General features: G+C 61.8%; 13 protein-coding genes. All 13 read left to right on the forward strand.

The annotated features are described in order from the left end of the window. Positions 1–20: 20 nt before the first annotated feature. Positions 21–1,052 (forward strand): phage major capsid protein, encoded by a 1,032-nt coding sequence (locus CWB41_RS13890; protein WP_115837791.1) that lies wholly within the window; start codon positions 21–23, stop codon positions 1,050–1,052. A 6-nt stretch (positions 1,053–1,058) separates the two neighbouring features. Next, the gene (locus CWB41_RS13895) at positions 1,059–2,099 is read left to right on the forward strand and encodes a hypothetical protein (protein ID WP_115837789.1); all 1,041 of its coding nucleotides are present in this window, start codon (positions 1,059–1,061) and stop codon (positions 2,097–2,099) included. 9 nt (positions 2,100–2,108) lie between these two features. Further along, positions 2,109–2,528 carry a hypothetical protein gene (locus CWB41_RS13900; RefSeq protein ID WP_115837787.1) on the forward strand — a complete coding sequence of 140 codons (420 nt, stop codon included), beginning with the start codon at positions 2,109–2,111 and terminating at the stop codon, positions 2,526–2,528. Beyond that, on the forward strand, positions 2,525–2,920 hold the full coding sequence (locus CWB41_RS13905) for a hypothetical protein (RefSeq protein WP_115837785.1): 396 nt from the start codon (positions 2,525–2,527) through the stop codon (positions 2,918–2,920). Before CWB41_RS13900 ends, CWB41_RS13905 begins: the two co-directional genes overlap by 4 nt. Further along, positions 2,917–3,402 (forward strand): hypothetical protein, encoded by a 486-nt coding sequence (locus CWB41_RS13910; RefSeq protein ID WP_115837783.1) that lies wholly within the window; start codon positions 2,917–2,919, stop codon positions 3,400–3,402. Before CWB41_RS13905 ends, CWB41_RS13910 begins: the two co-directional genes overlap by 4 nt. Next, entirely contained in the window at positions 3,402–3,848 is a 447-nt protein-coding gene (locus CWB41_RS13915) for a hypothetical protein (RefSeq protein ID WP_115837781.1), read from the forward strand. The genes CWB41_RS13910 and CWB41_RS13915 overlap by 1 nt, the downstream gene beginning before the upstream one ends. A 24-nt stretch (positions 3,849–3,872) precedes the next feature. Further along, on the forward strand, positions 3,873–4,634 hold the full coding sequence (locus CWB41_RS13920) for a hypothetical protein (protein ID WP_129396505.1): 762 nt from the start codon (positions 3,873–3,875) through the stop codon (positions 4,632–4,634). Next, positions 4,634–5,020, forward strand: coding sequence for a hypothetical protein (locus tag CWB41_RS13925; RefSeq protein ID WP_115837777.1), 387 nt, complete (start codon positions 4,634–4,636; stop codon positions 5,018–5,020). Before CWB41_RS13920 ends, CWB41_RS13925 begins: the two co-directional genes overlap by 1 nt. Before the next feature lie 254 nt (positions 5,021–5,274). Further along, positions 5,275–7,779 carry a hypothetical protein gene (locus CWB41_RS13930; protein ID WP_129396506.1) on the forward strand — a complete coding sequence of 835 codons (2,505 nt, stop codon included), beginning with the start codon at positions 5,275–5,277 and terminating at the stop codon, positions 7,777–7,779. A gap of 17 nt (positions 7,780–7,796) precedes the next feature. Continuing rightward, positions 7,797–8,411 carry a DUF2460 domain-containing protein gene (locus CWB41_RS13935; protein ID WP_115837771.1) on the forward strand — a complete coding sequence of 205 codons (615 nt, stop codon included), beginning with the start codon at positions 7,797–7,799 and terminating at the stop codon, positions 8,409–8,411. Next, entirely contained in the window at positions 8,408–9,298 is an 891-nt protein-coding gene (locus tag CWB41_RS13940; protein ID WP_115837769.1) for a DUF2163 domain-containing protein, read from the forward strand. Before CWB41_RS13935 ends, CWB41_RS13940 begins: the two co-directional genes overlap by 4 nt. A gap of 2 nt (positions 9,299–9,300) precedes the next feature. Beyond that, positions 9,301–9,744 carry a C40 family peptidase gene (locus CWB41_RS13945; protein WP_115837767.1) on the forward strand — a complete coding sequence of 148 codons (444 nt, stop codon included), beginning with the start codon at positions 9,301–9,303 and terminating at the stop codon, positions 9,742–9,744. Between the two features lies 1 nt (position 9,745). Then, a complete protein-coding gene (locus CWB41_RS13950) occupies positions 9,746–12,337 on the forward strand; it encodes a phage tail protein (protein ID WP_115837765.1) in 2,592 nt (863 codons plus the stop codon). Positions 12,338–12,344 lie beyond the last annotated feature (7 nt).

Here is a 12,344-nt window from a genome sequence, read left to right on the forward strand (position 1 = left end):
GCGCGGCGGAGGCCCGTCTCATGACAGAAAAATCCGTCGCCCGGCAGTTGGGCGAGTGGGCTTTGGCTCTCCTGCGGGCGGAGCAGGGCCTCGGCGTCGACGCGATTTTGAACCGCGCACCGACAGGGGCGGGTGAGACGGTCGCCACCGCCGGCGGCTTTCTTGTGCCCACGGCAGCGGCCGACTTTATCCTCGGAACCATCTATGAGGACCGGAATTCGGTCCTCCCGTATTTCTTCAAATGGAACATACCTGACGGCGCCAATTCCACGAAGGTGCCGGGCGCCGATGAGACGAGCCGTGCCAACGGCTATCGCTGGGGCGGCGTCGTGGCTGATTTCGAGGATGAAGGTGACACCCAGGTTGAATCGCTGCCGCGGCTCAAGCAGACAGAATTCTCCGCAAACAAGATTATCGGCTTTGCTGTCGTCACCGATGAACTGCTGGCGGATGCTGAGAACCTCGGCAATTTTCTTCAGCGCGCGTTTTCCGACGAGCTGCGGTATAAGCTCGAGCAGTACTCGCTTTCCGCTGCTGGCACGGGCGCCGGAAAGCCGCTCGGAATTTTGAATTCGCCGGCGCTTGTGAGCGTAGCCAAGCAGTCCGGGCAATCCGCGGGCACCATCGTGGGCGCCAATCTCGAAGCAATGTGGACGGCATTGCCAGCCGCATCGCGCAAGCGCGCCATTTGGGCCGTCAGTGAGACTGCCGCGGCTCAAGCCGATGGCGCCACAACCTTGGGCATTTACCCGTTTTCCGGCAGTACCAATCCCGACGACGTTCCCCGCATCAAAGGGCGACCCGCGATCGAGACTGACGCTTTGCCGATCGTCGGCACGCCCGGCGATATCCTTCTGATCGACCCGGCCTGGTACGCGGTTGCGTCAAAGCCGATCGACTGGGCGATGAGCGCCGACGTGCTCTTCATTAGTGACCAGACGGTGTTTCGCATCACGTGGCGCGTCGATGCGCGGCCGCTGGTCTCCGCGCAGATCACCGGAAGCGATGGTTCCGCGCGATCGCCTTTCGTTGCCCTCGCGGCACGGTCATAAGCCCGAATGACGCCCAACGTCGTCACGACCGTGCTGAGCGCAGCAACGCCGGAGTTCGCCGGCGGGAAGTCTCGCGATCTTTGCTCTTTGGAGGAGGTTCGCGAAGAACTCGACCTTGGCGATCGCCGCGCGGATCGTTGGCTCCAAAAACAGATCACGAACGAATCCGAGACGGTGGAGACATTTTGCAACCGCATCTTCCGGGCGCAATACTATCAAGACCATTTCTGGCCGTTTCGTGATTCGGTTCCGCGCAAATTTGAAGCTGATCTTCTGCCCCTACAGCTCGCGCGTTGGCCGATCGCCTGCGGCACTTCGCACGCTGGCATAGCGCCACCGCGCCGCCCGTCGCTCTCGGCCGTCGCGGGAAGCGCGCCCGTCGCGACAGTCTTCTTCGTGCGCATTTCCTATGTGACGTCGACGGGTGAGACGGCGGCTTCGCTCGAGAGTGGACTTGCTGTGGGGCCAGGCCAGCTGCTTCAGGTCGCGTCCCCGGTGCAAGATGTTGGCGATAGGGCGATCGGCTGGAATTGTTACATCGGTACGAGCCCGAATAAAGGCACGCTCCAGAATGCGTCGCCAATCTCGATCGGGCAGGATTTAACGCTGCCGGCGGCTGAGCTTGTGCCAGGCCATGCGCTCCCCGATTATGTGCTGGTGGTCGAGGAGGGCATCAAGGCGCCCGACGGAACCATTAGCGCCCGTCCGCTTGCGGAAGGCGTCGATTTCACCGTCAATGCGGAAGAAGGCCAGATCATTCGGCTTCATCCGCTTTCGCGCCACGCGCGGTCTTGGTCCAGCTGGCCGCTCATTATCCAATATCGCGGCGGATTTGATGAAGTGCCGCATCCGGTTCGTATGGCGACCGTCGAGCTTGTGAAGTTCAGGTGGTTCGCCCGCAAGCGCGACCCCGGAGTGAAGTCTGAAAATGTCGAGGGCATATACCAGGCGGATTATTGGCTTGGGACGGGCCCGGGCGGCCCCGCTGACATGCCTTCTTTCGTTGCCGATAGGCTTGATCGCTATCGCGTGCCAGTCATCGCCTGAGGGGTCGCCATGAACAATCCCGGTGCCTTCCAGATTCCATTTGGTGGCAGCGCCCTCGCGGTTGCGGAGGCGGGGACGTATGTTAGCGACTGGGTTTCGGATCTCGACGGCCTCAAGTCGCTCTCGTTGCAGGCGTCCTTCAAGCCTGGGTCCGGCGGCACAAGCGTCACGGTCTATTTTCAGACATCGCTCGACCAGGGCCAGACCCCGATCGATATCTGGGCACTTCAATTCACGACCACGCCCGGCACACTGGCGGTCAACCTCGATACCGCTGCGCTGAATGCCGCAATCACCCCGACCGATGGCACTTTGACCGCGGGCGATATCGTCAACGGCATCCTCGGCGATCGCGTGCGAGCTAAAGTCGTCGTTGTCGGAGAATACATGGGTTCGACCCTCCTCAATCTCACCGGCGTCGCGCGGTGACTGGCGTCAATCCTTCCGCCGAGGCTGCATATCGCCGGGCGATCGAGAAAGCCGGTGTCTCCGTCACGTTCAAACGCGTTAGCGGCGCCGCGCCAAATACCGTCTCATTTTCTGCTGACGTGACCGCGATCGTCCGAGACTATACCGATGACGGCGGTGCAGGGCAGCGTGACGGGCTCGGGCCATCGGTCATTGGCGGCATCACCCAGGGCAAGCGGCAGATCATCGTGATGGCCGCGGATCTCAAGGCCAAACGCTTTCCGCTTCCCGTCGTCAAGAGCGATCAGATCTATGTCTCCGGAAGCGATGCGCTTCTGACCGTCGATTCCGCCGATGCCCAGCTTCGCGCCATGGCCGGCGCGATCGATATCGCTGCGACCGGGGCGCCATGATCCCGACTCTCGAAATAGATGATTCACGCATCTTCGTGCGCCTCGAGAAGGTGTCGCCGGCCGTGGCGGGTTCGCTTGCCGCGGCGGTCGCCGCCCTTATCGGACCGCTGGTCAGCGACGCGCAGGCGCTGGCGCTCGCGCATATCCATACGCAGGGCCTTAATCCCGGCGCTTATCTGGAAAGCATCCATGGGGGCATGTCGGAAAAGAGCGGAAGCGTCATCGGCTATCTGCGATCCGGCTCGCCCTTGGTGCATCTTCTCGAAGACGGCGCGCAAACACCGGCGCACGATATCCTGCCGAAGTCCGCAACAGTCCTCGCCTTCGAAGGCGATGCCGGCCGCGTCTATGCCAGGGCCGTGCATTCTCCCGGCGCGACAATTCCGGCCTATCCGGCGCTCGCGCCGGCCTTCGAGGAACATGCCGCACAAATCGCCGATGCCCTCCGCGACGCGGTGGGTGATGCTGTGAGCGAAACCTGATGGCCGCGACAGGCGCGCGCGAAGAAATCTATGAAGCCCTCCTGGAAAAGCTTCAAAAGCTGACCGGCTTCAAGGAAGTGACGCGCCGCAAGCGCCCCGGCAATTATTGGAACGTGAAAAACACCCCCGCCCTTGTCCTCGCTCAGGCGGGTCAGGATTATGAGCGCAAGTCGGTCAACCTGCCGCCCACGCGGCGCCTGACTGTCTATGCCATCCTCTACAACGTCATCGATCCCAACGACCAGAATTCGTTGCCCGAGACGCCGATCAACAACGCCCTGGATGCGATCGATGCGGCTTTAAAGCCGCAGCCTTACGGCCTTGGCCAAGAGACGCTCGGCGGCATCGTGGATGCCGTCTATTCCGAAGGCAAGGTCCAGGAAGCGCCCGGTGATTTCACCGGACAGGCGATCGCAATCCTTCCGATCATCCTCATGCTGCCATAGCGGCAATTACAGGAGAACGCAGACATGTCTCTACCTCCGTTTGGCGCTGGCCGCATGTATGCGAAGGCCAGCGATGGCACGCCGGTCGAATTCGGCCTCCTTCAGGGTGTGAAAATCGACCATTCCTTTACCGAAAAGGATCTCTACGGCACCAATCAGCACCGAATTTTCGGCGCGCGCGGAACGGCGAAATTCACTTTTTCGGCCGAGGTCGCAAAGATATCGGCAAAACTGTTTGGCGAGCTCTACTTTGGTATCAGTCCGGTGGCAGGCCAATTGGCGCTGCAGGCGTCAGAGGCACATAGCGTCCCGGCGGAAACCACCTACACGGTTACGGCGACACCGCCGGGGTCCGGCACGTTCGACGCAGACCAGGGCGTCATCTATGCGGCGGGCGCGAATGTTGGCCAGGCGCTCACCCCCGTCGCGAGCAGCCCGACCGCCGGCGAATATACCGTCAATGTCGGGACCGGCGTTTATACCTTCGCTGCCGCAGACGCGTCTGCGGCCGTCGCAATCACTTACCTCTATACGACGTCGAGCACAGGCCAAAAGATCGCCATCACCAATGAGGAGCAAGGCACGACGCCGACCTTCAGCGTTATCGTCCGTGGCCGCGATCCGGACACGGGCCTTTTTAACACGGTCGTGGCCAATAAGTGCAGCAGCACCAAACTCTCAATGGCGCTGAAGCAAAACGATTGGGCGATTCCGTCCTTCGATATCGGTGCCATGGACGACGGCACCGGCACGATCGCCACCTGGTCATTTGGAGATGACAGCTGATGTCCAACGCTCTTAAGGACGCTCAACTGGCGCGGTCGCCGCGCGTCAAACTCGGCAAACGGGAGTTCCCGGTGCCCGAGCTTACCACCGAGCACGCGATCGAGATCGAGCTGCTCATGCTGAAGATCGAGAATTATGATCTTCGCACGATGACCCGCAAAGATCTCGACGTCTTCTATGACGTGGTCTTCCTCGGCGTCTCAGCCGGTACGCCCAGCCTGACGCGCGAAGAATTCTTCGGTCGCCCGATTCCGCCGCGCGATGCAATGAACGCCTGGTGGATCATCATGGAGCAGGCCGGTTTCGACGTCGCGCGCAAAAAGGCGGAGGCCGAGGCACCGGCGGGGGAGCTCCCAAACGCGCCCGCGTCGACTGGGATGCACTGATCGTCGATATTTGCGCCTCCACGGGATGGACCCGCAAGGAAGTCCTCGAGACCCCCCTTCGCTTTCTGACGCGGCTGCGTGGTGAACGCTGGATTCAATGCCCGCCGATAGACAGGCTGCTCGCCGCCTTCGTTGGCTATAACGCGCCGAGTATTGAACTCGATACCAATTATACGATCGCCGCCGAGGAGCACGCCGACTGGTTCAAGAAGCCGGAGCGCTTCCTGAATTGGTGCTGACCGCCGGAGTATGTCATGGCCGATGACGTCTACTATGCGTTTGGCGGCGATATCAGCGGCCTCGAGGCCGCATTGGCCGAAGCCAAAGCGCAGGTCAGCTCCTACTCGTCGGAACTGCGAAAGCTTGCCGCCGAGATGCAGCGGACCGGCGCAAGCGCCGATTCCGATCTCGGCCAAAAAATGCGCGCGGTCGGCGCCGAGCTGGCCGACGCCCAGGCGCATGCCAGTGAGTTCCGCGACAAGATCCGTGAAGCCGGGCAGGGCGGCGAACAAGCCTTCAGCTCGATCGCGGAAATGCTGCCCGAGATTGCAGCCGCGATGGGGATCGCCTTCTCCATCGACGCCGTCAAGGAATGGGTCGCCGGAATGGCGGAGGCGGGCGAGGCGGCGGAAAAGGCCGGCCACCAGCTCGGCATCTCCGCGGCGCAGGCGAGCCAATTGTCGGCCGAGGCGGCGCTCACCGGCACGGATTTTCAAAGCCTCGAAAATGATCTTCAACGGTTCCAGCTCGGGCTTGCCGGCGCGCAGAACAGCACGAACCGCGTGGCTCAGGGGCTGCGCGTCCTCGGGCTGAACGCGCGCGAATTCTCCGGCCTTTCAGTCGACCAGCAAGTCCTGAAGCTCGCGGACGCGTTCTCGGGCTTCGCCGACGGCCCGACGAAGACTGCGGCGGCCATGGCGCTCCTGGGCCGTTCCGGCGCCGAAATGTTGCCCTTCCTCGATCGCGGCCGCGAGGGCTTCGAGGAGCTCACGGCGGAGGTTCAGCGGCTCGGCGCCAGCCTGAGCAATGATCAGGCCGCGGCGTTCATGCAAGTCGAGGAGAATTTCCACCGGGTGCAGGCGGCGGCTCAGGGTCTCTCCATTTCCATGTTCTCCGCTCTGGCGCCTTCCATCAACGGTGCCATTAACGCCTTTGTCGACTTCCGCGGCGATCTTGATCAGGCTTCCGCCCATAGCCAGGCGTCACGCGCAGAGATGCAGCTCCTGGCGGACGCTGGAAAGACCGTCGCGACCGGCTTTATCGGGCTCGGCAGCATTTTCACGAGCACGCTGTCGCTCGTCGAACTTGCTGTGCGCGAGGTCGTCGATGCCGTCGGCACTGCGGGCGCTGTGATACGCGATGCTTGGCAGAGGAACTGGACAGAAATTCCGGTCGATGCCAAGGCTGGCTTGAGCAGCATGAAGACAGATCTGGAGCAATTCGCCTCGGATCAAAAAGCGATTGTCGAAAACGGCTTCAAATCGGTCGAGACAATGTGGACCACCACGCCGGAATCGGCGGCGATGGCGACCGCCACGCAACGGCTGCGTACGGAAATGGGCGCCGTCCCGGAAACGGCGACGCGCGCCGCGACGGCGCTGAAGTCGGTCGGGGATGCCGCCGGGGGCGCGGCCCTGAACGCGCAGAAAATGCGCGAGCTCTTCACTGGACTGCCCGCGGTGCCGCAGATGCAGATCGGCGGCAACAAGGATGCCGACCAGGCGCTCGAGGCTCAGCTGACATCGCTTAATCAGGAGGTCGACGCCTATAAGTCTGCCTACACGCTGCAGGACGGCTTGATCCAAGAGCAGGTCAAAACCAAGCAGCTTTCGGCGCAGCAGGGACTGCAGGCCGTACTCGACGCGCTGCAGGACGAGCAGCAGGATGTCGGAGAGGTCTACTCGCGAGAGGAGGCTCTTGCGCAAGGTAACCAGCAGAAGCTGCGTGAAATCCAACTGCAAGCCGCCAAGTTTCAGGAGGAGAACGCAAAGGCCGTCCAAGATGCGCAGATCAAGTCGGCTGAGCAAACCGTTCAGCAATGGCGACAGGCGTTTAACGAGATCAACAGCGCGTTCGACTCGCAGATCTCCGGTCTCATCCGCGGAACGACGACCTGGTCGCAAGCCTTCAAGAATGTCATTACGCAGCTCACCGTCGATCTCGCCAAATTCTTCATCAATTGGGGCCTTCAGGCGACTGAAACGGAATTGATGCAGCTGGCCGGCATAGGCCGTGTGACGACCGCGCAGGAAGCGAGCGATGTCGCCAAGGGCGCGTCACAGGCGGCGTCCGCGGCTTCCGCGACCACATCGGCGCTCGCCGGCGTCCTCACGCAGCTCAAGGCGGATGCGGCGGCCGTGTACGGCGGCGTCTTCGCATTTCTGGCGCCTTTCATGGGGCCAGCTGCCGTCGGGCCCGCGACAGCATCCGCCGGATCAGTGGCCGCAGCCGGTATCGGCTCATTCGATATCGGCTCCTGGTCCGTTCCGATGGACCAGCTCGCCATGGTGCACCAGGGCGAGATGATCGTGCCGGCCGCGCAGACGCCGTGGATGCAAAGTCTGGCCTCGAGCGCCGGGAAGACAAGGGCAGGCATGACGGGCGGCGGTGACACCAACCATAACGCCTTGCACGTTCATTTGCCGAACGTGAAGAACAGCAACGATTTCATGTCCGATTTCCGCGCCAATCGCGGAGAGGTCGCGAAGCAGCTGTCCAGGCATATGGCGTCGTCGCGCTGGCGCCCCAAGGCGACGTGACGCCGCCGTGAGGATCGATGACCACACCTCCGTCATTTCCCGCGCTCCCGGGGCAGACCTGGTCGGTCCACAAACGGCCGACATTTTCGACCCGCGTGGCGGCGCATGTCTCGGGGCGCGAGGTGCGCGCCGCGCTCTATGCTCAGGCGCTATATGAGTTCGAGCTGACCTATTCGGGGCTCGATTCCGCCGGCGCCGACAATGGCCTCCAGGCCAATTCGCTTCAGGCCCTGATGGGTCTCTATCTCGCGGTGCAGGGCCAGTTCGGAACCTTCATCTATACCGACCCGACCGACAACAGCGTCGAAAGCCAGCCGGTCGGGCAGGGCGATGGTTCGACGACAGATTTCACCCTGGTGCGGACGCTCGGCGGCACGAGCGAGATCATCAGCTGGTGCGGCGCGATCAGCGCCGTCTTCCTGAATGGCGTCTCGGTCAGCCCATCGGCCTACAGCCTGGTTGCGCCAAATACTCTCAGCTTCACATCACCGCCGACGACCGGGCAGCTTATCGAAGCCAGCTTCACTTACGGCTTCATCTGTCGCTTCATCGACGATCAGGAAGATTTCGAGAATTTCATGTCGGGCCTCTGGTCGGTTGACAGTTTGAAATTCAGGAGCGTGAAGCCATGAGATCGACGGCGAATGGCACGCTTCCGGCCTATCTCAACAGCTTGCGCGGCACCGACGCGCAGCTCTACATGGCCGATTGCTACACGGTCACGCTGCTCGACGGGACGGCGCTCTACTACACGAATTTCGATCTGCCCATCACGCTCGGCGCCAATGTCTTCCTCGCTAATTCGGTGCGTATCGACGGCCTCAAATACAATTGCAAGCGCGGCACCGAGGCGGACGAGCAGAAGATCACAATCATCGCGTTGCCGTCGGGCGAGACGATCGGTGGCGTACCTATCCTCGCGGCGATCGCGGCGGGCGTGCTCGATGGCGCGACGGTCCGGCGCGAGCGCGCCTTCTGCAATTCCTGGTCGGAGGCCGATAGGGCGGCGCCGATCGACAGCGTGGTGCTCTTCCATGGCCGCGTCGCGACCGTGGACGGCGTCGGCCGCACCACGGCGGACATCACGGTTCATTCGGACCTCGTCCTGCTCGACATCAACATGCCGCGCAAGATCTATGCGCCGGGCTGCATGTGGGCGCTATACGGCTTCGGTTGCGGCCTGAGCAAGGCGGATTTTACGAGCGCCGGGACGGTCGGCGGCGGCCCGACGCAGCGGTTTATTCCCTGGTCGGGCGCAACCGCCAATTATGCGCAAGGCACGCTGATCTTCACAAGCGGCGTCCTCAACGGCATCAGCGCCACGATCAAGTCCGTGGCGGGCGGTGCCGCGCCCGGGTTTGTCCCGATCTATCCGCTGCCGGCGTCGCCGGCGCCCGGCGATACGTTCGCGGCCAGCTTCGGCTGCGACCGAACCAAGACGACCTGCCAGAGTCGGTTCAACAATCTCGCGAACTTCCTCGGCTTCCCCTACGTGCCGCCGCCAACCTTCTCGGTGTGATTATGCCGGAAAAAGAGGAGCGTGCTCGTGTCGTTGCTGAGGCGCGCAAATGGATCGCGACGCCCTATCGCAACTGCGCCGACATCCGCGGCGTCGGCGTCGATTGCGGGATGCTGCTCGTGCGGATCTTTGTCGACACGGGACTATGTGCGCCGTTCGATCCTCGGCCCTATCCGCCGGACTGGCATCTGCACCGCAGTGAGGAACGCTATCTCGGCTTCGTCGACACGCATATGCGCGAGGTTCAGGCGCCCCAGCCCGGCGATGTTGTGGTCTTCCGCTATGGCCGTTGCTACAGCCATGGCGGCCTCGTGACCGTCGCGGATCCTCTGACCCTGCTGCACGCGTTCTGGCCGGCGCGCTGCGTCCTCGAGGAGCGCCTGTCGCGTAACAAGGCGCTGGCGAATCCGGAGCGCGCGGTGAAATTCTTCTCATATTGGGCTTGAGATGTCGTTCCTCAGAGCCAATGCCAACCAGGGCGCGCAGCCGACGATCTATTCCGGGCTGCAGGTTCAGTCCTCGAGCAGCGCCGTCCCCATCACGATCGGATGGGGCATCATGAAGGTGGCGCCGAATTTTGCGTGGTGCGGAGATTTAGGAACCTATCAGGCAAGTGGCGGCGGTAAGGGTGGCGCGACCAGCGGCGGCACGACGGGCTATACGTGCGCGGTCATTTGCGGCATGTGCGAGGGACCGATACAGGACCTGCGCGCGGTCTGGAAAAATCAGACCGTCCATGTCCACCTGTCCGGCGCATTCCCTAATAGCGTTCTGTTCGACGGAGAGCTGAATCAGGAACCATGGTCATATTTGGCGGCGCATCATCCAGACCAGATATTAAACTATCCCGGCCTTGCTTATGTCGCGCATCCAGACATGAACATGGGAACTGCGGCCGAGCCACCCGCTATATCCTTCGAGGTCATTTTCTCGTCTTGGTCGACTGGCGCAAACGGGCAGGATGCCGATCCGGCCTTCATCTTCAATGATTTTCTGACCAACCCTCAATACGGGGTTGGTTTTCCCTTGGCCAGCATCGACTCCTCGACGCTGTTCGGCAGCGACGGCGACGCCTCGCTGCAGACCTATTGCTTCGCGGCGGGCATCTGCCTGTCGCCGGTTCTGATCGACCAGGAATCGGCATCCTCGATTCTGACGCGTCTGCTGCAGCTGACGAACTGCGAGGTCATCTGGTCTGGCGATCAGTTGAAATTCATTCCGTATGGCGACACGTCGATCACCGGCGCGCTTTATTCAGGTGGCGATGTCACCTTCCCTTATCAGAGCGACACGAACCAATATTCGTTCAATGTTGCCGCGAAGACGCAGATCGGCACACGGACGTTCAACCCGAACATCGAGCCGGTCTATTCGCTCAACGATGACGATTTCGTGGTCGGCGATGCCAGTTCAAATTCCGGTGGCGGCGCGAAGCAGGTCAGCGACGATCCGGTGCAGGTTTTGCGCACCGATCCCTATGAGCTCGGCAATTACACCTTCATCGAGATCTATCAGCGTACGAATTATTACGACGCCACACCAATCCCGGTCTTCGACGAATATTTCATCGAGACCTATGGCCTGCGCGTCGGCGATACGGTTACGGCGCATGAGATCTGCGATGAGACGGTCGGGCAAACCGTCGGGCAGCTGATCCTCCAACGCCAGCTCTATATCCGCAACACCTACAAGTTCACGCTCGATTGGGGCTTTTGCCTGCTCGAGCCCATGGATGTGGTGCTGATCACCGATGTGGCGATCGGCCTCGTCAATTTTCCGGTTCGTATCGCCGAGATCGACGAAGACGACGATGGCCTCCTTGCGATCACGGCGGAGGAATTCCCGGGCGGAACGGCCACCTCCGTGGCCTATCCGGTGCAGACCAAGTCCAGCTCGACCTTCGGTAGCAATGTCCCTGCCAGCGCGCTGAACGCGCCGATCATTTTCGAGCCGCCGTATCAGCTTGCCGGGGCGCAGTCGCCGTTGCAGGTTTACTGCGCCGTCTCGGGCAATGATCCGCTGACATTCGGCGGTTACAATGTCTGGGTCTCGACGGATGGCCAGACCTATACCCAAGCCGAAACCGTCTTTGGCGCTGCGACACAGGGCGTCACGACAGCGCGGCTGGCCGCGGCTGCTACGGGCATCGACAACGTCAACACGCTTTCCGTCGATCTGTCGGACATGGGCGGCGCAATCAACCCGGCCAGCGCCTCGGATATGTCGTCCGGCAATTCCGCCTGCTATGTCGGCGGCGAGATCATCGCCTATCAGAATGCGACGCTGACCAGCGCCGACATCTATGCGCTGCAGCCTCTGAACCGCGGACTTTTCGGCTCGTCTCCTGTCGTCCATGCCACAGGAACTCCGTTCGCGCTCCTCGACGGAAATATCTTCAAATACCCGTTCCAGCCATCGCAGATCGGGCAGACGGTCTACTTCAAGTTTCAGCCGTTCAATGTGCTCGGCGGCGGCGTCCCAGATCTCTCCGACTGCGGCGCCTATCCCTACATCGTCCAGGGGTCCGCGCTCGGCGGCCCTCTCGCCACGCCGCAAAATCTCCGGCTCAACTTCAAAGCGCAATTCTGCGATCTCACCTTCGATGAAGTCTCCGACCCGCGCGGGCAGGTGAAATATTACGTCCTGCGCGGGCCGTCCGCGCAGACCGCACAGCAATTGGTAGATGTGGCGCATCCGCCGGTGACGCTGATCTCGCCCGATACCTATTGGGTGCAATCGTACATCGTGCCGGTTCCGGGACTGACGGTCAAAAGCCCGATCTCGTCCGGCATCACGCTCGCCGCCAACATGCTCGTCACCAACGAGCTCGATGTCTTCGATGAGCAGACCGGAAACTGGGGCGGCCTACTGCAGAACTGCAGCATTGCCGGGACGTCGCCTGACGAAATCCTGCAGCTCAATCCGGTCTGCAATGTCGATTTTGGCTCCGTTGCCGACACGACGCTCTCGCTCATCGATGATTTCGGCGGCCTGACCGATGTCATCGTCGTGCCGCTCGATCTTGGAACGCTCGTCTGAAAGGAAA

It is taken from the genome of Methylovirgula ligni, from assembly GCF_004135935.1.
GTDB lineage: Bacteria > Pseudomonadota > Alphaproteobacteria > Rhizobiales > Beijerinckiaceae > Methylovirgula > Methylovirgula ligni.

Excerpts from the sequence above, each read along its gene's own strand:
- CWB41_RS13890 (WP_115837791.1), top strand. The coding sequence starts at position 21 with ATGACAGAAAAATCCGTCGCCCGGCAGTTGGGCGAGTGGGCTTTGGCT.
- CWB41_RS13895 (WP_115837789.1), top strand. The coding sequence starts at position 1,059 with ATGACGCCCAACGTCGTCACGACCGTGCTGAGCGCAGCAACGCCGGAG.
- CWB41_RS13900 (WP_115837787.1), top strand. The coding sequence starts at position 2,109 with ATGAACAATCCCGGTGCCTTCCAGATTCCATTTGGTGGCAGCGCCCTC.
- CWB41_RS13910 (WP_115837783.1), top strand. The coding sequence starts at position 2,917 with ATGATCCCGACTCTCGAAATAGATGATTCACGCATCTTCGTGCGCCTC.
- CWB41_RS13915 (WP_115837781.1), top strand. The coding sequence starts at position 3,402 with ATGGCCGCGACAGGCGCGCGCGAAGAAATCTATGAAGCCCTCCTGGAA.
- CWB41_RS13920 (WP_129396505.1), top strand. The coding sequence starts at position 3,873 with ATGTCTCTACCTCCGTTTGGCGCTGGCCGCATGTATGCGAAGGCCAGC.
- CWB41_RS13925 (WP_115837777.1), top strand. The coding sequence starts at position 4,634 with ATGTCCAACGCTCTTAAGGACGCTCAACTGGCGCGGTCGCCGCGCGTC.
- CWB41_RS13930 (WP_129396506.1), top strand. The coding sequence starts at position 5,275 with ATGGCCGATGACGTCTACTATGCGTTTGGCGGCGATATCAGCGGCCTC.
- CWB41_RS13935 (WP_115837771.1), top strand. The coding sequence starts at position 7,797 with ATGACCACACCTCCGTCATTTCCCGCGCTCCCGGGGCAGACCTGGTCG.
- CWB41_RS13940 (WP_115837769.1), top strand. The coding sequence starts at position 8,408 with ATGAGATCGACGGCGAATGGCACGCTTCCGGCCTATCTCAACAGCTTG.
- CWB41_RS13945 (WP_115837767.1), top strand. The coding sequence starts at position 9,301 with ATGCCGGAAAAAGAGGAGCGTGCTCGTGTCGTTGCTGAGGCGCGCAAA.
- CWB41_RS13950 (WP_115837765.1), top strand. The coding sequence starts at position 9,746 with ATGTCGTTCCTCAGAGCCAATGCCAACCAGGGCGCGCAGCCGACGATC.